Genomic DNA, 19,638 nt, shown 5'->3' with positions numbered 1-19,638 from the left:
GACTGGTCCCGCTTCGGCCTTGCGCCAAAGCGGGACTTTTTTTGTCAGATCATCAGAAGCGTGCGGACAAAAGCGGTCAGCGCCTTCACCGATGTCGTTTCTTCATTGGAGTGATAGTTATAGGTGGGCAGCTGCAAGGTGGCGCCGGCATAGGCGCCCTGGCTGTCCGCAGTGATCTTGCCGAGTTCTGTCAGGCCCATGGATTTGAGCGGCAGCTCGCGTCGGGCGCGGGCGTCGTTCTCTCGGGTGATGAAGCTGTCCTTGAAAATCATCGGCGCGCCGGCGCGGCTGGCGGCGCTTTCAAGCCGGCTCACCATCGCATCATGAAAACTCGACGTGGCGTCGCGGCGGCGCAGAATGACCGCGCCCGCCATGCAGGCCGCGCCGTCGTCAAACGGCGAGGTGTCGCACACGATCAGCTCCTGGGTCGGCGCCAGGCCGCCCGCGCTGGCCCATTCGAGGAAATGGGGGGCGGAACGCCCGATCTCTTCCTCGGCGGTGACGATGATTGTGCCGTTCAGCCCGAACTCCGCCGCGATGCGCAGGGCGGCGAGGGAGACCGGATTATCAAGCTGTCCTGCGACGCAGCCGGACTTGTTGGGCGTCACGTCCCGCGCCAGCGCTATGGGCGTGCCGCCGGGCAGGGGCGGCAGGCCGGTGATGTCCATCACCAGACGCTCCTGCTCGTCCAGGTGCGCGCCCGTGATCACGCCATAGGCCAGGCGACCGCCGGTCTTGCGGTCATAGGCGAAGACCTCTTCGCCCGCATAGCGTTTGGAGATAATGGCCGTGAAGCTCTCGCTGGCCCTGGAGTCGTCGGCGTATTTGGTGTTCTTCACGGCGTGGGCGGCGTAGATCGCCGCGCCGTCCTCGGCGATCACAGCGCCATGACGGTCCGCATGCGCCAGATAGACCGGCCCGGGCTCGCCCAGCTTGATCACACACAGGTTTTGCGGGCGTTCGACCGTGCAGCCCAGGGCGGTGAAGTCCCGCGCCAGATGGTCGAGAAACGGGGTCTCGTGCCCGACCACCGAAGGGAAGTCGAGATACTCATGGGTTTTCGCCAGGACGCGGGCGAACAGCGCGGTGTCGGCGGGAAGGTTCACTTCAGAGCCGCTCCACAAAGACCGTGCCGGCGGAATATCCGGCGCCGAACGAACAGATCACGCCTTTTTCGCCGGTCGTGAAGTCATCGGAATGCTTGTGGAAGGCGATGATGGAGCCCGCAGAGGAGGTGTTGGCGTATTCGTCCAGAATGGTGGGCGCGTCTTCGCCGCCCGCTTCGCGGCCGAACACCTTCTTGGCGATCATCAGGTTCATGTTGATATTGGCCTGATGCAGCCAGACCCGGCGCATATCATCCGCTTCAAGCCCCAGCTCGCCCATATGGGTGCGGATCATGTCCGAGACCATCGGCACGACTTCCTTGAAGACCTTGCGCCCTTCCTGAATGAACAGCTTGTCGTCCTTGGGCGCCAGCAGGTCCTCGCGCGCCGCGTCGCCCGTGGCGCGCTCGGTGCGGTTCAGGAAGCCGAAATTATTGCGGATATTGTTGGAGAACTTGGTCTTCAGCTTGGTGCCCAGAATGCGCCAGCCGCCGTCCCCAAGGTCTTCACGCTCCAGCAGTATCGCGGTCGCCACATCGCCGAAAATGAAATGGCTGTCGCGATCGCACCAGTTCAGGTGCGCCGAGCAGATTTCAGGGTTCACAACCAGAATGGCGCGCGCATGGCCCGCTGCGATCTGGTCGGCGGCGGTCTGGATGCCGAAGGTGGCCGACGAACAGGCGACATTCATGTCAAAGCCGAAGCCGTCTTCAATGCCCAGCGCGTCCTGGATCTCAACGGCGACGGCGGGATAGCCGCGCTGCAGGTTTGAAGCGGCGACGATCACCCCGTCCACATCAGCGGCGGATTTTCCGGCGCGCTCCAGCGCGTTGTTACAGGCTTTGACGCCGATCTCGGCCAGGATGGAGATTTCGGTGTTGGCGCGCGCCGGTATGAAAGGTTTCATCCGACGGGTGTCCAGCACGCCCTCCTTGTCGATGACAAAGCGCGACTTGATGCCGGAGGCTTTTTCAACGAACCCGGCGGAGGACGGGGAGAGGGGTTCGGTCAGGCCCGCCTCGATATCGGAGGCGTTCTCTTCATTGTATTGCGCGACGTAAGCGTTGAAGCTCTTCACCAGCTCTTCGTTGGAGATGGAGTTGTCTGGCGTCCACAAGCCAGTGGAACGAATTACGGCCGCGGTCATGAAGTGCTCCGACGCAAGATTCTTACCTTTGAAGGTGCGCAACTTAGCCGTACGAACGCCATAGCGCCAACTGCTTCCACGCAGCCGTTACGCTATTTTGTAACTGGCGGGTGGCGGTGACAGGTCACCAGATGGTCATTGACCATGCCCACCGCTTCCATGAAGGCGTAGACGATCACAGGGCCGCAAAACTTAAAGCCCCGCTTTTTCAGGTCTTTCGAGATTTTCTGGCTCAGCTCGGTCTGGGTCGGAACCTCGGTCTGGGTCTTGAAACGGTTGAGTTGCGGGGCGCCGTCCATATAGCCCCACAGATAATCGGAAAAATCTTCACCCCGTTCCGCCATCTCCAGATAAGCCTGAGCATTGCCGATGGCGGCGTTGATTTTCGAGCGTGAACGGATGATGCCGGGATTGCCGAGCAGGCGCTCCATATCGGCGTCGTCATAGCGGGCGATGCGTTCGGGATCGAAGCCATGAAACGCCTCGCGCAGGGTGTCGCGCTTGCGCAAGATGGTGATCCAGGCGAGCCCGGCCTGGAAACCGTCCAGGATGAGTTTCTCCCACAGCGCGCGCGAATCCCATTCCGGCACGCCCCATTCGGTGTCGTGATAGTGCGTGTACAGCGGATCGGTTCCGCACCAGGGGCAACGCTCGGTCATGGATCGTCCTTCCAGCTCGGGGTGCAGGTCCGCGTGTCAGAGCGCGTCGAGATCGTCGATCACCCGCGCCGGGGCGCCGCCCAGCGTCAGGGGGGCGCCGTCCGACAAGGCGTCTTTCAGCCGGTCGACGCGCACGCGAGCCAGCGCGCAGCCGGGCGCAACTGAGCTGACCGCGCCGAGCGAGACATCCCCTGCCTGAACCGCATCGCCGGGCTGGGCCTGTGTTTGTGTGGACAGGCGCAAGGTGCGTTTGCGCACGCCGCCCTTGCGATGCATGCGGCTGGCGACCTCCTGGCCGACAAAACAGCCCTTCTTGTAATCAATGCCGCCCAGCAGATCATGGTTCACGTCGGTGGAGAACACTTCGGCGGGGCCGAAATCCATGCCCATTTCCGGCGCGCCAGCCTTGATGCGTGCGGCATGATACGCGTCCAGATCGCTTGCGGGGCCGCCCGCCGGCGCGATGGCGCGCCAGCCGATGGCGGCGTTGCGCGGATCGGGACTGGCGGCCAGGGCCACGGTGCGCAATTCGGCTTCGCCCTCGCCAGACGCGGCGATCACAGACAGATCCTCGCGCCGCTCAAGCGCGGCGTCCGCGCGCAATCGGTAGAGCGTGAAGCGCTTGAGCAAGGCGTCCGCTTCACTGGCGGGCACATCAAAAAACAGCCCGCCTTCACCATCGTCAAAAATGATCAGATCGGCCAGCACCTTGCCCTGCGGGGTCAAAAGCGCGGACAGCATGGCGCGCTCAGGCGTCACGCCTTCGGGGCCATGGGTGATCACGCGCTGGAGAAAGCTGCGCGCCTCGGGACCGGTGATGGCGAGGACGGCGCGATGGGGCAGGGTGGTGAGATAGTCTTGGGTCATAAGCGCTAGATGGGGCTGAAGCGGTCCCGCAATCAAGAGGGCGCCAGAGACTGGCGCTGCAGGCCGTGTCGGGCTAAGTGCGGAGCATCATGACGCGCATCCTGTTCATCACCGCCACCCGCATCGGCGACGCCATTCTCAATTCGGGCGTGCTGCAGCATCTCATCGACACCCATGCCGATGCGCACATCACCGTCGCGTGCGGGCCTTTGGCTGCGCCGCTGTTTCGCGCTGCGCCGGGGGTGGAGCGGGTGATTGTGATGAAAAAGCAAAAGGGCGGCGGGCACTGGCTGTCGCTCTGGCGGGAAAGCGTCGGGCATCGCTGGGATGTCGTCGTAGACATGCGAGGGTCTTTGACGAGCTGGTTCCTCTGGGCCGGTCAGCGCTATGTCAAACGCCCCAATCCCAAAGCCGGCGTGCGTCACCGGGTTGAGGAAGCCGCAGACGTGCTCAGGCTGGACGCGGCGCCGGGGACACGAATCTGGCTGGATGCGGCTGCGGAGACCCGCGCCGACAAAGAACTACCCGCTGATCGCGCCGTGCTGGCGCTCTCGCCCGCCGCCTCAGCGGTGTTCAAGGAATGGCCGACCGAACGATTTTCGCAACTGGCGCTGCGCCTGACTGCGCCGGACGGGGTGTTGCCGGGCGCCGCGATCGCGCTCTTTGGCGGTCCCGGCGATGAAGCCCGCGCGAAGGCGGTGGCGGACGGTCTGGGCGAGCGAACCGTGATTGACCTGACGGGACAGCTTGATCTGGTCGAGGCGGCCGCCTGCCTGAAACGCGCGGCGCTTTTTGTGGGCAATGACAGCGGGCTGATGCATATGGCTGCGGCGGCCGGCACGCCGACTTTGGGCCTGTTCGGCCCTACCGATGAACGGCTCTATGCGCCCTGGGGCGCGCGGGCCTGCATTGTGCGGGCGGGGGACCGTTTTGACGAAGCTGATCGGCGGAGCCTGGCGGATACCAGCACGCAGTCGCTGATGGGCGCCTTGTCGGTGGATGCGGTTGAGCGGGCTGCGGCGTCGCTCTTGGCGGAAACCGCTAGCGCCTGAGCGGCTTTAATTCAGATAGGTGCGCCGCAATTGTTCGCTCAGCGTCTCGCCTTCGGCGGCCAGCGCCTGACGCACCATTTCTTCTTCCGCGCCGCAGCGGGGCGTCCGGCGTTCCTGAATGCGAAAGCCTTCGTTGAAGCGATCCACCAATCTTTGACGGTATGAGCCGCGCGTCGGCGCTTCATGCTCCAACAGCTCCAGCATGGCTTCGCGCCAGTCCTGGGAGTCGCGGCCTTTGCAGGCGAAATCGAGATAGTGCATCTCCCCCATCACTCGCGCGAGCGACTCCACCGGATAGGGGTCCACATAGCTCGGCGGTCGGCGGATCGTCTGGGCGTCCGCCAGCGGCGCCAGAGCGGCGCACAGGCCAAGCACAAGGATAAGGGTTCTAATCACCATGCCCTGTTCCTGAACGCTGAACAGGGCGAATTCAAGGCTTTTGAGCGCGTGTTACGCCGCGCGGACGGTGGACAGGAAGCGCTCCACTTCGCTGCGCAGATGCTCTGAGCTGGTCTTCAACGTTGTCGCCGCCGTGTTCACCTCTTCCGACACAGTTGACGTCTGGGCGACCGAGCCTTGAATGCCGGTGATGTCTTCGGTCACGGTGCGGGCGCCCTGCGCGGCCTGCTGGGCGTTGCCGGAAATCTCGCCCGTCGCAGCGGATTGCTCTTCCACAGCCGAAGCGAGGGCTTGAGTGGTGATGTCGATTTCCTTGACCTGACTGATGATGTCGCGCGTGGCGTCGATGGCGTCCGAGGATGTCGTGCCGATTTCGCTGAGGCGGTCCGCGATCTGTTCGGTGAGCTTCTGGGTCTGTGTGGCCAGCGCTTTCACTTCGCTCGCCACGACGGCGAAGCCCTTGCCGGCCTCGCCGGCGCGCGCCGCCTCGATGGTGGCGTTGAGCGCCAGAAGATTGGTCTGGTCCGCGACGGCGTTGATCGCCTGAACGATCTCGTCCACGCCCATGACGGCTTCGTTGAGACGGTCGAGCTGCTGGCTGCTGATCGCCGCGCGTTCGTTGGATGTCTGGACCGCGCTTGAGGATGAGGCGACCTGGCTGGCGATCTCGCGGATTGACGCGGTCAGTTCCTCGGCGGCGGACGCCACCGCCTCGACATTGCCCGAGGCTTGCTCTGCCGCGGCCGCCACGGAAGAGGCGCGCCCGTTGGTGTCGTCCACATTGGCGTTCAGAGTGTGTGATCGAGACTGCATGTCCACCGCTGCGTCGGAGAGCGACTGGATCACCGAACCCACCTGGGATTCAAACTGATCGGCCAGCGCCATCATGGCGGCTTTGCGCTCCTGTGCGGCGCGTTGCTCGGACTCGGCCTGTTCGGCCTGCAGGCGGTCCACTTCGAGCGCCTGATCGCGGAACACCACCAGCGCGCGCGCCATATCGCCGATTTCATCGCTCCGGCTTGCTCCGGCCACCTCGATCGTCTTGTCGCCGCCCGCCAGCTCGGTCATGGCCTGGGTGACCTTGCGGATCATGCCCGACAGATTGCCGGAGACGATCAGGCCTGTCAGAACTGACAAGACCAGAATGACCAGTGACGCAGAGAGAACCATAATCTCGGTCTGCCGTACCTGAGCGTGAGCGACGGGCCCCAGTTCATTCTGATGAGCCACGCTTTCAGACCGCGCCTCTTCCGCATGCGCTTCCATGAGCGGACCGATTTCGTCAAGCTGCGCCAAAGCCGCGTTCCGGGCGAAGATGGCGTCTGTCGCCGCCAGGAAAGCGGTTTCAAACTCTGTGAGCTCAGCTATGGCGGTTTCAGCCAGAGTGCGCCGTTCGGCGTTCTCGAGCTGGGTGAGCAGCAGATCAAGTTCGCCATGGGCCTGCTCGAATTCCGCATAGGCGCGGTCGGACAGCGACCGCGTATTGGTGCGCAAAAACTGCTCGGCGTAGAATCGGCCAAGCATCAGATGTTCTTGTGCGACGCCAGTGCGATAGGCCGCCTCCACATCGCCGTCTTCATACGCGGAGCGCATGATCTGGGTCAGCTTCGTGCGGATGTCAGGGCCCAGGCTGGTTTGGGTTTGAGCATGAAGGTCGCGTTCGGCCTGAAAGGCCTGCGCCTGGTTGAACGCCGCGCGATACTGGTCCGCGTAGACATGGTCCTGATCCATGCCCTGAAGGTCGGCGTCATGGATGAAGATGTCGATTTGCGCATTGAAGCGCTCGGCATGTTCCGGGTTCTGCGTGGTGCGCCAGATATAGGCGGAGCGACGCGCGGCTTCGAGCCGGATCTTCATGTCGTTATAGATCAGGCTGGCCTGCGCCGTGTCCCTGTAATCGTCGAAGATGCGCCCCAGCGTGCTCGCGCCCATCGACCCGAAAGCGCCGACCACGAGAACGAGCGCGGCGAGCCCTGCGAAGGCGGCCAGGAGTTTGTGCTTCAGCGTGAATTTCATGTCGGCGGGCCCTAGCTGGCTCAAGATCATGTATTTATTCATGACTATGCCGCTTAGCCGCTTAACGATCCGTCAAACCCCGAGACGAGTTAGAGCCTTTGGTTGCGCGCGCTTTGTTGCAGCGCGGTGCGGGTGATGTCCCAGGAGACTTTCTCGCTGGCTTTGGCGAAGGGAAAGAAGGCCGCCTCCAGCGCGTCATCACCGGCTTGCGGCTCGCCTTTGAGCCAGCGTGCGCTGTAATCGGCCATCACGTAATGGCCATGCTCGGTGATGGATTCAAAGACGTCGATCAGGCCTTCGATCGCAGCCTCGATGCCGGTTTCTTCCTTCAGCTCGCGCAGGGCGGCTTCGTGCAGGGTTTCGCCGAACTCCACCTTGCCGCCGGGAATGGACCAGCAGCCCTGATAGGGGGGATTGGCGCGCCGGATCAGCAGCACCTCGTCGGCGCGCCAGACCACAAGGCCGACGCTGATACGGGGCAGATCCTTCATGCTTGACCTCGCTGCATGCAGACGGGAGGAAAGGGTATGTGTGGTCGTTATGTCATGAGTTTGAGCCTGGTCCAGCTCGAAGCCCTGTTCGGCAAGCTGGATCGTTTGAATTACCCGCCCAGCTGGAATGCGGCGCCGACCCAGGCTTTGCCGATTATCCGTCTTGGGCGGCAGGCTGATTTTCGTCTGACGACAGTGCGCTGGGGGCTGGTGCCGCACTGGTCAAAGGCAGGCCCTGACGGCTCCAAGCCCCTGATCAACGCCCGGTCTGAAACCGCCGCCGACAAGCCCAGCTTCCGCCAGGCCTTGCAACGCCGTCGGGCTTTGATCCCCGCGGACGGGTTTTATGAATGGTCCAGGGATGAGACCGGCGCCAAACAGCCCTGGTACATCACCCGCACGGACGGCCAGCCCATGGTGATGGCGGGCGTGTGGGAGCGCTGGGGCGAGGGCGCGGACCGCGTGGACAGCTTCGCCATTCTCACCACGGCGGCCAGTTCCGATATCGCCCATATCCACCATCGCAGCCCGGTCTTCATCCCGGAGGGGCGGTTTGCGGACTGGTTGAACCCCGAGACGGACCCGCAGCCCTTTCTCAAGGCGCCGCCGGAGGGCGCGCTGACGCTGCGCAAGGCGTCGATACGGGTGAATGCGGTGCGTGAGAATGACGCCAGTCTGATCGAGGCAGAGTCAGGCTAATCGCCGAGAAACTCCTTGCGCACATCCACGCTGGAGTCATGCCCCACCTTGTCGACGCAGGTCTCCAGCCAGGTGTTCGCCGCCTCGCGGCCCCGGTCGCGCAGATCAGTGAGAAAGCCCCAGCTGGCGTCGTATTTGCTGGAGGCAGGAAACTGCGAGAGCGCGTCATCGGCGCGGATCGAATGCAGGCGGATATCGCTCAGCCGGGCCTTGCGCGGGTCCTTGAGCAGATCGTCCTTGATCAGGCGCTTGACGAAGGCGATGGCGCGTAATTCCGCCAACAGACTGGCGTTGAAGGTGATCTCGTTGACCCGGTTGAGGATTTCTTCCGCCGTTTTCGGCGTGCCGGCGCGCTCCATGGGATTGATGTGCACGATCAGCACATCCTGGGGCGCATCGGCGTAAAACAGCGGCCAGAGCGCGGGGTTGCCGGTGAACCCGCCATCCCAGAACGGCTCGCCGTCTATTTCGACCGCCTGATGGATGAAGGGCAGCGTCGCGGAAGCGCGAACCGCATCCCGTGTCACCGCCTCTCCACTGAAAACGCGGCTGCGCCCTGTGGTCACGCAGGTCGCGGCGATGAACAGCTCGATATCCTGGCAGGCATGCACGGCGTCAAAATCGATTTGCCGGTCCAGGATATGGCTCAGCGGATCATAGCCGAACGGGTTGGTGTCATACGGGCTGGTCAGCCGGGTCAGGGCGTCCAGCCAGGGCGCGAACTTGAACAGGCCCGGCGCGCGCAGGAAGCCGCCGCCCGCCCGGGACACGGCGCGCCAGAAGTCGTCGAGCGCCTCGCGCGCGCCCTCTGTCCCGCCGCGCATCTGACCCATGGCCAGGGCGCAGGCGTTCATGGCGCCGGCGCTGGTGGCGCTGATGGCTTTGGTGGACAGTCGCCCGTCTTCAAGAAGGGCGTCCAGAACGCCCCAGGTGAAGGCGCCATGCGCGCCGCCGCCTTGGAGGGCGAGTGAGACGGGCCGGGGCGTTTCTGACCGCTTGCGGGTCGACGGTGAGGAGGTCGACCCGGGTCTCATTATTTCGCCGTCCATCCGCCATCAATGGTGATGGCGTTGCCGTTCACATTCGCCCCGTCATCACTGACGAGATAGAGAAGCGCGCCCACCAGCTCGGAATAGGTGACGAACTTCTTGGTGGGTTGGGCGGACAGCATGACGTCACGCACCACCTCGTCTTCGGAAATGCCGCGCGCCTTGGCGGTGTCCGCGATCTGGTTCTCCACCAGCGGCGTCTTCACATAGCCCGGATTGATGCAATTGACGGTGACGCCGTCTTCCGCGGTTTCCAGCGCCACGGTCTTGGTCAGTCCCATCAGGCCGTGCTTGGCCGACACATAGGCCGCCTTGTACGGGCTGGCGCGCAGAGCGTGGGCCGAGGCGATGTTGACGATCCGGCCTCGTCCCTGTTCGCGCATGATCGGCACGGCGTGCTTCATCGTGTGAAAGGCGCTGGTCAGGTTGATGCCGATGATGGCGTCCCATTTGTCTGTGGGGAAGTCCTCGATCGGCGCCACGTGCTGGATGCCGGCGCAATTGACCAGAATATCCAGGCGGCCAAGTTCGCGCGCCGTGAAGGCGATCAGATCCGCGATCTCGTCGGGCTTGAGCATGTTGGCGCCGTGATAGAGCACGGTGACGCCATAGGCATCGGCGAGACGCTGGCGCTCTTTTTCGATTTCATCGGGATCGCCAAGACCGTTGAGCACGATGTCGGCGCCGTTCGCCGCCAGTCCCTCGGCCAGATGCAGGCCGATGCCGGATGAAGAGCCGGTGATGACGGCGACATGACCGGACAGGTCCACGCGGATTGAGCTCATTCAGGGTCTCCAGAAGACAGGTATCCAGAGCTTCAACAGGTGATGAATTTTGCAGCGGCGTCAAGTCCGCAAAACGCCTGATATCAGGCCTGCGCGCTCTTTGCGCTAGCTTTTCTTCGGCGGCTGCGGACGCGTGAACAGCAAGGTGGATTCCGTCGAGCCGTCCGCATCAAAGCGATAGCCGTCCACGCTGAATTCGGGCAGCTTTTTGGGGTCCTCGATCCGGTTCTCGATGATCCAGCGCGCCATCAGGCCGCGCGCCTTCTTGGCGTAGACCATCAGGGCGCGGAGCTGGCCGTCTTTTTCTTCCTTGAAATCGACGCTGATCACCGGAACGCCCAGTGATTTCAGCTTCGCCGCCTTGGAATACTCGTTGGACGCCAGATTGATCACGGTCTTTGACGGATGGCCTTCAAGATCGGACTTCAGCAGATCGGCGATATCCTCGCCCCAGAAGTCATACAGATTGCCGCCCTTGGGTGTTTGCAGGCGCGTGCCCATCTCAAGACGATAGGGCTGGATCGTATCGAGCGGCCGCAAGGCGCCATATAGGCCTGACAGGATGCGCAGGCGTTGCTGCGCCCATTGCAGGTCTTCAGCGGACAGGGACGGCGCGTCCAGACCCGAATAGACCTCGCCATTAAACGCCATCGCCGCCGGACGGCCTTCGGTGCTGTCTGGATCAAACGCCTTGAAGCGCTCGCGGTTCAAATCCGCCAGATCATCGCTGAGATGCATCAGGGATTTGATTTCGCTCGCCGACAGTTTCGCAGTGGTTTTCGACAGCTCTTTCGTGCGGTCCATCAGGGCCGGGCGGGTCGCGGTCGGGGCGTGACCGCGCTCTGAGAAATCGAGTTTCTTGGCGGGCGAAAGCAGAATCAGCATGGGCGTCTCCGTCAGCTATACGGCAGAGATAGGGGCGGGACCCTGGCGGCGCCAATCAATTTAACCGGTCGGCCTTATAGGCTCAGTCTATATCCAGCATCACCCGCGGATTCATGATGGCGTTGGGGTCGAGGGTGTTCTTGATGGCGCGCATGACCGCGACTTCGACGGGCTTGCGCCGAGCCAGCTCTTCGCGTTTGAGCACGCCGACGCCATGCTCGGCGCTGATCGAGCCGCCATGCTTGTCCACCAGGTCATAGATCGCCTCTGTAACCGGGGCGCAAGACGCCACGAAATCATCGCCAGATCCGGGCTGTTTGCGGGCGACATTAAAATGGACATTGCCGTCGCCCACATGGCCAAAGGCGATGATCAGGGCGTCGTCCATCATGGCTTCGGCCTTCGCGGTCGCCTCTTCCATAAAGGCGGGCATGCGTGAGACCGGCACCGAGACATCGTGCTTGGCGGCCTTGCCATGGGCTTTTTCCGCTTCGGGAATGCCCTCGCGCAGGGCCCAGAATTCGGCCATTTGCGCTTCGGTCTGCGCCAGGGCGGCGTCCGAGACGAGGCCTTTTTCAAAGGCGGTTTCGAGCGCGCTTTCCATCAGCGACTGGGCGCGGTCGATTTCAGGGCTGACCAGTTCGATCAGCACAGTCCAGGCGGGATCTGAGTCCAGCGGATGGCGCGCGCCGGGCAAATGATGCACGGCGAGGTCCAGCCCGATTTTCGGCATCAGTTCGAACGCGGCGACCGAGCCGGTGGCGTCTTTCATGTGGCCCAGCAACTCGACCGCCTGAGCCGGGCTCTCGACAGCCGCAATGGCGACGGCGGTGGAGGCGGGGCGCGCGAACAGTTTCAGCGTCGCCGCGGTGACCACGCCCAGCGTGCCTTCCGCGCCGATGAAGAGCTGTTTGAGGTCATAGCCCGTATTGTCCTTGCGCAGGCCGGACAGGTCCGACAGGACGCGGCCATCGGGCAAGACGGCTTCGAGGCCCAGCACCAGATCGCGCATCATGCCATAGCGCAGCACATGCACGCCGCCGGCGTTTGTGGAGATCAGCCCGCCGATCATCGCCGAGCCTTGCGCGCCCAGTGAGAGCGGGAACAGCTTGCCGGCGTCTTTCGCCGCGCCTTGCACGCTTTCCAGGATCGCCCCCGCCTCGCATGTGAGCGAGTCATTGTCCGGATCGATGGCGCGGATGGCGTTCATCCGTTTCAAGGACAGCACGACTTCGCCTTGGGGCGTTGAGCCGCCCACAAGGCCGGTATTGCCGCTTTGCGGGATCACCTTCACACCCGCCGCATTGCACATCGACAGGATGCGGCTCACCTCCTGGGTGGTGGAGGGTTTGAGCAGAAGCGGTGACGCGCCTTGATACCGCCCGCGCCAATCGCGCACATGGGGGGCGAGTTCATCAGGGTCCTCGCTCCACGCTTTTGGATCGAGGGCGGCTTTCAGGGCGGTCAGGGTCTCGGTGCTCATGGCGGCAGTGTGCAACCGCCGCATTGGATAGAACAAGAGCCCAAAGACGCCTGCAGCGGTTAATCTGCGGCTTTTTCCAGCACAGCTTCAAAGCGCATGGAAGGCGCGGCGTCGGCCCGGCCCTGAAAGACATAGGCGTCGCCTTCGCGCTTTCCGGTCAGGGTCAGGGCGAATTTATCAAATTCGCCAAAGACCGACAGGCGGGACGGGTCATGGTTTGTGACCACCATCTTCACCTGAAGCTCGCTTTCAGGACCTGAAACACTGCCGACATAATACATGCCAGAATCCCCGCCCAGAACGCGGCTGTCCTGGACAATGATGACGCCTTTGGCGTCATCAAGCGGGGTGCGGAAGGAGGCGATATAAAGACCGTTTTGCATAGCTTGCGTCTTATCATCCAGAGTCTGAACGCAACCTTGAGCAGTTGTTCTAACGCTCTGCAGCTGCCCGTCTGAGGCGGTCGTTTATCGCCTCGCCCAATCCGGTTTCCGGTATCGGCGCGACGGCGATGCGGTCGCTGACCCTGTCCAGCCAGCGCAAACCAGTAAACAGGTTTGCGGCCGCTTCGACTAGGTCGCCGCTTGGGGAAAGGTCAAAAAATACAACATCATCGCCTTTCGGTTGCGCGCCAAACGCCAAATAGGACTCGTTCGCTGCTGGCTGGGTTGCGTTCAGTCGCACACTCGCGCTTGGCGCGTAGTGAGACGTCAGCTGACCCGGCGCTGTCGGCGCACTGTGATTCGTTTGGACGGGGTGCGTCATGACTCCGCAGAGCGCTTCCAGAGCATCTCTGGCGACGCCGCCCGGGCGAAGAATCACCGGATGGGCGTGTTCCAGCAGTGAGACGATCGTGCTCTCCACGCCCACCGGGCAGGGACCGCCGTCCAGGATCAGGTGAATGCGTCCGTTCAGGCTGTCTTTCACGTGTTCGGCGGTGGTGGGGCTGATCGTGCCCGACGCATTGGCGCTGGGCGCCGCCAGCGGCGCGTCCAAGCGCTGCACCAGCGTGCGCAATGTGTCTGAGCGCGGCAAACGCACGGCCAGGCTGTCCAGACCCGCCGCCGCCAGATCGCTGACCGGGGAGGGCGTGCGCTTGGGGGCGACCAGTGTCAGCGGGCCGGGCCAGAACCGCTCCGCCAGCGCCAGGCCCAGATCATCGAGTTCAATGAGGCTCCGGGCGCGCGCATGCGTATCCACATGACAGATCAAAGGATTGAAGCTGGGACGCCCTTTGGCCTCGTACACGCCCGCCACCGCTTGCGGATTAGTGGCGTCGCACGCCAGCCCGTAAACGGTTTCGGTGGGAACGGCCACGCAGCCGCCCGCCTTCAGGATGCCGACAGCCTGTTCAAGCGCGTCTGGATCGTCCGCCGGCAGGACCGGGGTGTCAGGGGGCTGGCTGGGGCGTGTCATGGCGGTTAGGTAGCGTTCGTCAGGAGGCGGCGCAATCGAGCTAGTCTGCGCGCACGGCCTCGATATGCACCCGCACGTCAATCTGGGCGGCGGCGGCGCCCCAATCACGTGCGCCGACGCCAAAATCGCTGCGGGCGAGCGTGAAGCCGCCCTCGGCGACGCCGCGATCATCTGTGACGTCGAGGGTGAAGGTCAGCGTTTGCTCTTGGGAAACGCCCTTGATGGTGAGCGTTCCAAGCGCTGTGTAGGTGTCGCCTTCGCGCGTGATCGCCTCAGACACAAAGCGCATCTCGGGGTGCTCGGACGGATTCAGCCCGGCTTCGCCCTCCATGTCGGACTGGCGTTCAGCAGCATCAAGCTGACCGGAGCCGGCCTGCACGACCGCTTCGATGCGGGCGTCGGACAGGTCTTCGGGGTCGAGGCGGATATCGGCGGAAAATTGCGGGAAATCACCCTGGATTGTGCTTCCGAAGACCTCGGTCTGAAGGCCCACCGAGCTGGCGTCGTAATCCACGACCCAGGCGTCAGACTGGGCGAGGGCGGGGGTGCTCATCAGCAAGGCGAGCGGGGCGAGGGCGATAAACGGGCGCATGGCGATGCTCCTGGGCGCGATCCATTTCAGGCCCATACAGATACGTCGATCTGACCGCGCCACAAGTCGGCGACGGGGCACAGCTCCGCTTCCGAACTGGAAACGGTCAGTCGCGACCGGTCTGCGGCGGGATGTTCAGCCCCGGGATCATGCGGGTCAGGACGCCGTCCCGGTCCAGGATATGGTGCTTCAGCGCAGCGCCGGCATGCAGCGCCAGCAAGATCAGGATCGCCCACCCCGCTGCGCCGTGGACCGACCCGGCCAGCGAGGCAAAGCTTTCCGTTTGCGGCACCGGCAAATGGGGCAGCAGAAAACCGTCGAGATTGAAAAGCTTGGAAGGGAAGCTGGAGGCCGACGCCGTGATCCAGCCCATGATCGGCGCGCCGAGCATGACGCCGTAAAAGGCGATATGGGTGAATTGCGCCGCGAAACGCTCCCAGGGTTTCATGCCCTCGGGCAGGGGCGGTGCTTTATGCGTCAAACGCCAGGCCAGCCGCGCCAGCGACAAAACGAGAATGATCAGACCCGCAGTCTTGTGCCAGTTATAGACCGCCTGGGTCAGCGTCACCGATCCCGTGCCATCCAGCAGGGCGTGGCGCAAATCCTCCATCCACCAGCCCACGAACACCATGGACACCAGCATGGCCGCGATCACCCAGTGCAGGATGATGGCGACAGTCGTATAGCGTTGGGAGGTGGTGGCGGACATGGCTTAGTCTCCTCGTTCGCGAAGGAATTCCGCTTCGATTCGGATGACCACTGTATCGCCGATCAGGTTTCCGGGAAGCCGTCCGACCCCGAATTCAGTGCGGTTAATTGTCATATCCGCGCCGAACCCCAAGGCCTGGCGGGCTTCGAGGGGGTTGAAGACGCCGCCGTAAAACTGTGTTTCCAGAACGGCTGGCTGCGTGACCCCTTTCAGGGTCAGCTGACCGTGGATCAGACCGGTGTCCGGGCCGGTCACCTCTATCCGCTCAGACCGAAAGACGATCTGCGGATGGGCGTCGCAATCAAACCAGCTAGCGCGGCACAGGGTTTGATCAAACTCCGGATCGCCGGTGGAGATCGAGGCGGCCTCGATGATGGCGGTCAGCCGGGCGTCTTCCGGGCTGGCGGCGTCAAAGCTGAGCTGCGCCTCGATGGTTTCAAAGCGCCCGGTGTACCACGACAGGCCCATGTGCCGGATGCGCCAGACCGCGCTGGCGTGGGCCGGGTCCAGCCGCCACTCGCCGGGCGGCAAACGCGCCGGCTCCAGCGTGGGCGCCGAGACGCAGGCGCTGAGGAGAGTTGCGATCAGCGTAAAGGTGAGCATGCGCAGCACTGTCATAAGCCGGTCTCCTCTGCCTGTGAAACTAGGTTGGAAAGACCTGTAATGCGAGTGCTCTGATCAAATCCCATCCGGGCGACTCCCGCTTTGCAGCAAACGCGCTATGTTCGGACCAAATGATCCTGCTGGAAGGGAAGTGTCACCATGAGCTACCGCGCCCCGGTTCGCGATATCCGTTTCGCCCTGGAAGAAATCGCTGCGCTGGACAGTGTGAAGGCGACGGGAGTGTTCCCTGAATTCTCCTCCGACCTGACGCCTGCCATCCTCGATGAGGCCGCCAAGCTCGCCAATGACGTGCTGGCGCCGCTCAACTGGACCGGCGACCAGCAGGGCTGCACCCTGAAAGACGGCGCCGTGACCACGCCGGACGGCTTCAAGAACGCCTATGCGCAATATGTCGAAGGCGGCTGGCAGGGTCTGCAATTTCCCACCGATATGGGCGGCATGGGCCTGCCCAAGGCGCTGGGCTGCGCGCTGATGGAGATGCTGCAATCGTCCAACATGGCGTTCGGCTTGGGACCGATGCTGTCCTTCGGCGCGATTGAATCCCTGATCGCCGTCGGCACGGACGAACAGCGCGATCTGTATCTCGCCAAGATCATGTCGGGCGAGTGGACCGCCACGATGAATTTGACCGAGCCGGGCGCGGGATCGGATGTGGGCGCGCTGCGCACCAAGGCCGAGCCCAATGGCGACGGCTCCTGGGCGATCTCGGGCCAGAAAATCTACATCACCTGGGGCGAGCACGACTGCGCCGACAACATCATCCATCTGGTTCTGGCGCGCACGCCGGACGGGGCGGCGGGCACCAAGGGCATCTCGCTCTTCATCGTGCCGAAATTCCTTCCCGACGCGAACGGCGAACCCGGCGAGCGCAACTCGCTGCAGGCCATCGGGCTCGAGCACAAGATGGGCATTCACGGCTCGCCTACCTGCACCATGGAATATGACGGCGCCAAAGGCTGGCTGCTGGGCGACGAGTTCAAGGGCATGGCGGCGATGTTCATCATGATGAACTCGGCGCGTCTGAATGTGGGCGTGCAGGGCGTCGGCATCGCCGAGCGCGCCTATCAGCAAGCGCTCGCATACGCCCAGGACCGCAAGCAGGGCCGCGCCATCAATATGGACGACCATGGCCCGCACGAGATCATCCATCACCCCGACGTGCGCCGCACGCTGGCGGTGATGAAGGCGAAAATCGAGGCCGGCCGCGCCATTTGCTATCACGCCGCGGTCGAGGCCGATCTGGGCGAGCATATGGATGACGCCGACGAGAAGGCCTGGTCCAAGCGCCGGGAAGACCTGATGATCCCGATCGCCAAGGCCTGGTGCACCGATATGGGCGTGGATGTCGCCTCCATGGGCGTTCAGGTGCATGGCGGCATGGGCTTCATCGAGGAAACCGGCGCCGCCCAGCATTTGCGCGATTCACGCATCGCCCCGATCTATGAAGGCACCAACGGCATTCAGGCGATCGACCTGGTGGGCCGCAAGCTGGCGCGCGATGGCGGGACCGCCATGGACGAGCTGATCGAGGATGTGCGTCAGACCATCGAAGACTGCATCACCAGCTCGAACCCGGAATTGCCGGTGCTGGCGGACGCCCTGAAACCGGCGTGTGACGCGTTGGAAGACGCCACCAAATGGATGCTGGACGCCAGCGACGCCGACCGCCTCGCCGGCGCCACCGCCTATCTCAAACTGGCGGGCGATGTGACCGGCGGCTGGCTGCTCTGCGTGGGCGCCGTCGCGGCCCAGCGCAAGCTCAAGGAAGCCGATGGCGAGGAGAGCTACGCCCAGGCGCGCATCGCCATCGCCAACATCTTCGCCCAGACCGCGCTGAAAGGCGCGGCGGGCCTCCTGGGCGAAATCAAGCTGGGCTATGACCCGGTCTTTGGACCGGGTGAAGCCGTGCTGGCCAGCGCCTAGGCGCTAGATCCAGAACCCGGTCGGGTCAGAGTGCGGGCGGCCGTCCACCAGACGGATCAGCCCCACCACCGACCGGATGGCCAGCCAGATATTGGCGATCAGCAGGATCAGGATGCCGATCAGGAAGATCCAGGTCAGCGCGCCCACGATCACCATGGCCAGCCAGTACCAGAAGGTCCGGATCTGAAACTGGAAGTGGTTTTCCACCAGCGGATCGGCGTTGTCCTTGCGCACATAGGCGAGGATGGCGGCGATCAGCACGGTCAGGCCATTGCTGATCCCCACCAGCAGCAGGGCGTAGTTGATCACCGCCAGAATGCGGTCCCCGTTCTGGTCGCGCGCGCTGGTCGGAGCGTCATCCTGAGTGTCGGTGGGGGCCATGTCTTTACTCCGCAAACTGTCTGCTGCTTGTTCTGTGACCTTTATAGCTCAGCTCAGGCGCTCCTGTCGCGTCAAGTGAAGAGCGAGTCACCCACTGCCTTGTCAGGCGCCAATAAGCATTGTGAAGTGACCCGTGCGAGTTAATCTTTAACTTTCTCTGTGTGATTGTGGTGCGAGCAATTTGCTGGGTTAACAGGTTTGTTTTGAAGGGCTTTCCATGAGCAACACCCCTGAACATCCCGCGACGCGCGCCCCCGTGCTTGTGACCATGGCCGACGATATTCCCGGCCATGAAGTCGAAGCCGTCATCGGGATTGCACGCGGCAGCGTGGTTCGCGCACGGTTTTTTGGACGTGATTTTGTGGCCGGATTACGCAATCTGGTCGGGGGCGAAGTCAGCGAGTACACCAAGCTGATGGCCGAGGCGCGGGAACAAGCGCTGGGCCGGTTGGTCAGCCATGCCGAAGAGATGGGAGCGGATGCGGTCGTCACATTCCGTTTCTCCACCGCTGCGGTCATGGAAGGCACGGCGGAAGTGCTCGCCTATGGAACGGCGGTAAAGCTGAAATGAATGAAAGAGTGCGCCGTTTCGGCGGCAAGGCGGTTTCGGAAGTGGGTGAGACGATCCGCTTTCTAGGGGGCGTTGTCGCGGTCTGGTTCGTGTTGGTCACGTTCGTGTTCGCCGCGTTTCACATTCCGTCAGAAAGCATGCAGCCCGCCATCCAGGTGGGCGATCGCGTTCTGGTGTCGAAATTTGCGTACGGATATTCGCGCCACTCCTTGCCGCTGGGCCTGGGCTATATGCTGCCGGACAGCTGGTCGGGCCGCTTGCTGGGCTCGACGCCCAAGCGCGGCGATGTGGTCGTGGTCCGCGATCCCGCACAGGACATCAATCTGATCAAACGCGTCATCGGGCTTCCGGGGGACCGGATCGAGATGCGAGCGGGACGTCTGTACATCAATGATGAGCTGGTGCCGCGCGATCCTGAAGGCGTGGTTCAGTACCGCGACCGCGAAGGCGACACTGTCGAGGCCGCAGTCTATATCGAGACCCTGCCCGGCGGCGACGTCCACGAGATCTATGAGCGGTCTGATTCTGCAGCGCTCGATAATGTGGGACCGTTCAATGTGCCCGAAAACCATCTCTTCCTGATGGGCGACAACCGCGACGCCTCGCTTGACAGCCGCGCCTCGCGCGGGATCGGTTATGTGCATCGTGATCTGGTCGTGGGCAAAGCCTGGACCGTGCTGTTCACCTTCGCCTCGTGCCGCCGCGAAGACGGCATGACCTGTCCGGGCTGGCGGGTCTGGCGCCCGATCTAGGCGTCAGCTTGCAGCCTCTGTGGCTTCGAGTC

General features: G+C 63.3%; 22 protein-coding genes. 5 read left to right on the top strand and 17 right to left on the bottom strand.

Annotated features, from left to right (window positions below; translation table 11 throughout):
• Nucleotides 1–44 precede the first annotated feature (44 nt).
• From ACTIGF_RS14035 to ygfZ, 4 genes are all read right to left on the bottom strand, one after another.
• Nucleotides 45–1,106, bottom strand: a complete 1,062-nt coding sequence (locus ACTIGF_RS14035; RefSeq protein ID WP_439637465.1) for a hypothetical protein — start codon at nt 1,104–1,106, stop codon at nt 45–47.
• Between the two features lies 1 nt (nt 1,107).
• On the bottom strand, nt 1,108–2,253 hold the full coding sequence (locus ACTIGF_RS14030; RefSeq protein ID WP_439637464.1) for a beta-ketoacyl-ACP synthase III: 1,146 nt from the start codon (nt 2,251–2,253) through the stop codon (nt 1,108–1,110).
• A gap of 92 nt (nt 2,254–2,345) precedes the next feature.
• On the bottom strand, nt 2,346–2,912 hold the full coding sequence (locus tag ACTIGF_RS14025) for a DNA-3-methyladenine glycosylase I (RefSeq protein WP_439637463.1): 567 nt from the start codon (nt 2,910–2,912) through the stop codon (nt 2,346–2,348).
• 36 nt (nt 2,913–2,948) lie between these two features.
• Nucleotides 2,949–3,779 carry a CAF17-like 4Fe-4S cluster assembly/insertion protein YgfZ gene (gene ygfZ / locus ACTIGF_RS14020; RefSeq protein WP_439637462.1) on the bottom strand — a complete coding sequence of 277 codons (831 nt, stop codon included), beginning with the start codon at nt 3,777–3,779 and terminating at the stop codon, nt 2,949–2,951.
• Between the two features lie 89 nt (nt 3,780–3,868).
• On the opposite strand from ygfZ, the gene ACTIGF_RS14015 reads away from it, so the two are divergent.
• Complete coding sequence (locus tag ACTIGF_RS14015; RefSeq protein ID WP_439637461.1) at nt 3,869–4,831, top strand: glycosyltransferase family 9 protein; 963 nt, start codon at nt 3,869–3,871, stop codon at nt 4,829–4,831.
• Between the two features lie 6 nt (nt 4,832–4,837).
• On the opposite strand, the gene ACTIGF_RS14010 is transcribed toward ACTIGF_RS14015, so the two are convergent.
• From ACTIGF_RS14010 to ACTIGF_RS14000, 3 genes are all read right to left on the bottom strand, one after another.
• On the bottom strand, nt 4,838–5,230 hold the full coding sequence (locus ACTIGF_RS14010) for a TIGR02301 family protein (RefSeq protein ID WP_439637460.1): 393 nt from the start codon (nt 5,228–5,230) through the stop codon (nt 4,838–4,840).
• Between the two features lie 51 nt (nt 5,231–5,281).
• Entirely contained in the window at nt 5,282–7,246 is a 1,965-nt protein-coding gene (locus tag ACTIGF_RS14005) for a methyl-accepting chemotaxis protein (RefSeq protein WP_439637459.1), read from the bottom strand.
• 89 nt (nt 7,247–7,335) lie between these two features.
• Nucleotides 7,336–7,737, bottom strand: coding sequence for an NUDIX hydrolase (locus tag ACTIGF_RS14000; protein ID WP_439637458.1), 402 nt, complete (start codon nt 7,735–7,737; stop codon nt 7,336–7,338).
• Between the two features lie 36 nt (nt 7,738–7,773).
• Between ACTIGF_RS14000 and ACTIGF_RS13995 the strand changes: the two genes are divergently transcribed.
• Nucleotides 7,774–8,436, top strand: coding sequence for an SOS response-associated peptidase (locus tag ACTIGF_RS13995; RefSeq protein ID WP_439637457.1), 663 nt, complete (start codon nt 7,774–7,776; stop codon nt 8,434–8,436).
• On the opposite strand, the gene ACTIGF_RS13990 is transcribed toward ACTIGF_RS13995, so the two are convergent.
• The 9 genes from ACTIGF_RS13990 to ACTIGF_RS13950 form a co-directional block, all read right to left on the bottom strand.
• Complete coding sequence (locus ACTIGF_RS13990) at nt 8,433–9,470, bottom strand: patatin-like phospholipase family protein (protein WP_439637456.1); 1,038 nt, start codon at nt 9,468–9,470, stop codon at nt 8,433–8,435. The two genes, ACTIGF_RS13995 and ACTIGF_RS13990, sit on opposite strands and share 4 nt — an antisense overlap.
• Nucleotides 9,470–10,270 carry a 3-hydroxybutyrate dehydrogenase gene (locus ACTIGF_RS13985; RefSeq protein WP_439637455.1) on the bottom strand — a complete coding sequence of 267 codons (801 nt, stop codon included), beginning with the start codon at nt 10,268–10,270 and terminating at the stop codon, nt 9,470–9,472. Before ACTIGF_RS13985 ends, ACTIGF_RS13990 begins: the two co-directional genes overlap by 1 nt.
• Before the next feature lie 105 nt (nt 10,271–10,375).
• Nucleotides 10,376–11,155 (bottom strand): peroxide stress protein YaaA, encoded by a 780-nt coding sequence (gene yaaA / locus ACTIGF_RS13980; protein ID WP_439637454.1) that lies wholly within the window; start codon nt 11,153–11,155, stop codon nt 10,376–10,378.
• Nucleotides 11,156–11,237: 82 nt separating this feature from the next.
• Nucleotides 11,238–12,638, bottom strand: a complete 1,401-nt coding sequence (locus ACTIGF_RS13975; protein ID WP_439637453.1) for an FAD-binding oxidoreductase — start codon at nt 12,636–12,638, stop codon at nt 11,238–11,240.
• Nucleotides 12,639–12,697: 59 nt separating this feature from the next.
• Entirely contained in the window at nt 12,698–13,021 is a 324-nt protein-coding gene (locus ACTIGF_RS13970; RefSeq protein ID WP_439637452.1) for a GrlR family regulatory protein, read from the bottom strand.
• 49 nt (nt 13,022–13,070) lie between these two features.
• Nucleotides 13,071–14,054 carry an L-threonylcarbamoyladenylate synthase gene (locus ACTIGF_RS13965; RefSeq protein WP_439637451.1) on the bottom strand — a complete coding sequence of 328 codons (984 nt, stop codon included), beginning with the start codon at nt 14,052–14,054 and terminating at the stop codon, nt 13,071–13,073.
• Between the two features lie 40 nt (nt 14,055–14,094).
• Nucleotides 14,095–14,646, bottom strand: a complete 552-nt coding sequence (locus ACTIGF_RS13960; RefSeq protein WP_439637450.1) for a YceI family protein — start codon at nt 14,644–14,646, stop codon at nt 14,095–14,097.
• Between the two features lie 106 nt (nt 14,647–14,752).
• Nucleotides 14,753–15,355 carry a cytochrome b gene (locus ACTIGF_RS13955; protein ID WP_439637449.1) on the bottom strand — a complete coding sequence of 201 codons (603 nt, stop codon included), beginning with the start codon at nt 15,353–15,355 and terminating at the stop codon, nt 14,753–14,755.
• A 3-nt stretch (nt 15,356–15,358) separates the two neighbouring features.
• A complete protein-coding gene (locus ACTIGF_RS13950; RefSeq protein WP_439637448.1) occupies nt 15,359–15,973 on the bottom strand; it encodes a YceI family protein in 615 nt (204 codons plus the stop codon).
• Nucleotides 15,974–16,117: 144 nt separating this feature from the next.
• On the opposite strand from ACTIGF_RS13950, the gene ACTIGF_RS13945 reads away from it, so the two are divergent.
• Entirely contained in the window at nt 16,118–17,902 is a 1,785-nt protein-coding gene (locus ACTIGF_RS13945; protein ID WP_439637447.1) for an acyl-CoA dehydrogenase, read from the top strand.
• A 3-nt stretch (nt 17,903–17,905) separates the two neighbouring features.
• Here ACTIGF_RS13945 and ACTIGF_RS13940 read toward each other — a convergent pair whose 3' ends face one another.
• Nucleotides 17,906–18,283, bottom strand: a complete 378-nt coding sequence (locus tag ACTIGF_RS13940) for a DUF4870 family protein (RefSeq protein ID WP_439637446.1) — start codon at nt 18,281–18,283, stop codon at nt 17,906–17,908.
• Between the two features lie 217 nt (nt 18,284–18,500).
• Here ACTIGF_RS13940 and ACTIGF_RS13935 point away from each other — a divergent pair, with 217 nt between their 5' ends.
• Both ACTIGF_RS13935 and lepB read left to right on the top strand, forming a co-directional pair.
• Nucleotides 18,501–18,854, top strand: a complete 354-nt coding sequence (locus ACTIGF_RS13935; protein WP_022701742.1) for a YbjQ family protein — start codon at nt 18,501–18,503, stop codon at nt 18,852–18,854.
• An 8-nt stretch (nt 18,855–18,862) separates the two neighbouring features.
• A complete protein-coding gene (gene lepB, locus ACTIGF_RS13930) occupies nt 18,863–19,606 on the top strand; it encodes a signal peptidase I (protein WP_439637445.1) in 744 nt (247 codons plus the stop codon).
• The last annotated feature ends 32 nt before the right edge of the window (nt 19,607–19,638 follow it).

The organism is Oceanicaulis sp., assembly GCF_051859625.1.
Classification (GTDB): Bacteria; Pseudomonadota; Alphaproteobacteria; order Caulobacterales; family Maricaulaceae; genus Oceanicaulis.
Note: the sequence above shows the minus strand (reverse complement) of the source record. Positions and strands in the feature narration are given on the sequence as shown.

Excerpts from the sequence above, each read along its gene's own strand:
- ACTIGF_RS13950 (WP_439637448.1), bottom strand. The coding sequence starts at position 15,973 with ATGACAGTGCTGCGCATGCTCACCTTTACGCTGATCGCAACTCTCCTC.
- ACTIGF_RS13965 (WP_439637451.1), bottom strand. The coding sequence starts at position 14,054 with ATGACACGCCCCAGCCAGCCCCCTGACACCCCGGTCCTGCCGGCGGAC.
- yaaA (WP_439637454.1), bottom strand. The coding sequence starts at position 11,155 with ATGCTGATTCTGCTTTCGCCCGCCAAGAAACTCGATTTCTCAGAGCGC.
- ACTIGF_RS13935 (WP_022701742.1), top strand. The coding sequence starts at position 18,501 with ATGAGCAACACCCCTGAACATCCCGCGACGCGCGCCCCCGTGCTTGTG.
- ACTIGF_RS13960 (WP_439637450.1), bottom strand. The coding sequence starts at position 14,646 with ATGCGCCCGTTTATCGCCCTCGCCCCGCTCGCCTTGCTGATGAGCACC.
- ygfZ (WP_439637462.1), bottom strand. The coding sequence starts at position 3,779 with ATGACCCAAGACTATCTCACCACCCTGCCCCATCGCGCCGTCCTCGCC.
- ACTIGF_RS14010 (WP_439637460.1), bottom strand. The coding sequence starts at position 5,230 with ATGGTGATTAGAACCCTTATCCTTGTGCTTGGCCTGTGCGCCGCTCTG.
- ACTIGF_RS13995 (WP_439637457.1), top strand. The coding sequence starts at position 7,774 with ATGTGTGGTCGTTATGTCATGAGTTTGAGCCTGGTCCAGCTCGAAGCC.
- ACTIGF_RS13985 (WP_439637455.1), bottom strand. The coding sequence starts at position 10,270 with ATGAGCTCAATCCGCGTGGACCTGTCCGGTCATGTCGCCGTCATCACC.
- ACTIGF_RS13975 (WP_439637453.1), bottom strand. The coding sequence starts at position 12,638 with ATGAGCACCGAGACCCTGACCGCCCTGAAAGCCGCCCTCGATCCAAAA.
- ACTIGF_RS13955 (WP_439637449.1), bottom strand. The coding sequence starts at position 15,355 with ATGTCCGCCACCACCTCCCAACGCTATACGACTGTCGCCATCATCCTG.
- ACTIGF_RS13990 (WP_439637456.1), bottom strand. The coding sequence starts at position 9,470 with ATGAGACCCGGGTCGACCTCCTCACCGTCGACCCGCAAGCGGTCAGAA.
- ACTIGF_RS14030 (WP_439637464.1), bottom strand. The coding sequence starts at position 2,253 with ATGACCGCGGCCGTAATTCGTTCCACTGGCTTGTGGACGCCAGACAAC.
- ACTIGF_RS13945 (WP_439637447.1), top strand. The coding sequence starts at position 16,118 with ATGAGCTACCGCGCCCCGGTTCGCGATATCCGTTTCGCCCTGGAAGAA.
- ACTIGF_RS14015 (WP_439637461.1), top strand. The coding sequence starts at position 3,869 with ATGACGCGCATCCTGTTCATCACCGCCACCCGCATCGGCGACGCCATT.
- ACTIGF_RS13940 (WP_439637446.1), bottom strand. The coding sequence starts at position 18,283 with ATGGCCCCCACCGACACTCAGGATGACGCTCCGACCAGCGCGCGCGAC.
- ACTIGF_RS14000 (WP_439637458.1), bottom strand. The coding sequence starts at position 7,737 with ATGAAGGATCTGCCCCGTATCAGCGTCGGCCTTGTGGTCTGGCGCGCC.
- ACTIGF_RS14005 (WP_439637459.1), bottom strand. The coding sequence starts at position 7,246 with ATGAAATTCACGCTGAAGCACAAACTCCTGGCCGCCTTCGCAGGGCTC.
- ACTIGF_RS13970 (WP_439637452.1), bottom strand. The coding sequence starts at position 13,021 with ATGCAAAACGGTCTTTATATCGCCTCCTTCCGCACCCCGCTTGATGAC.
- ACTIGF_RS14025 (WP_439637463.1), bottom strand. The coding sequence starts at position 2,912 with ATGACCGAGCGTTGCCCCTGGTGCGGAACCGATCCGCTGTACACGCAC.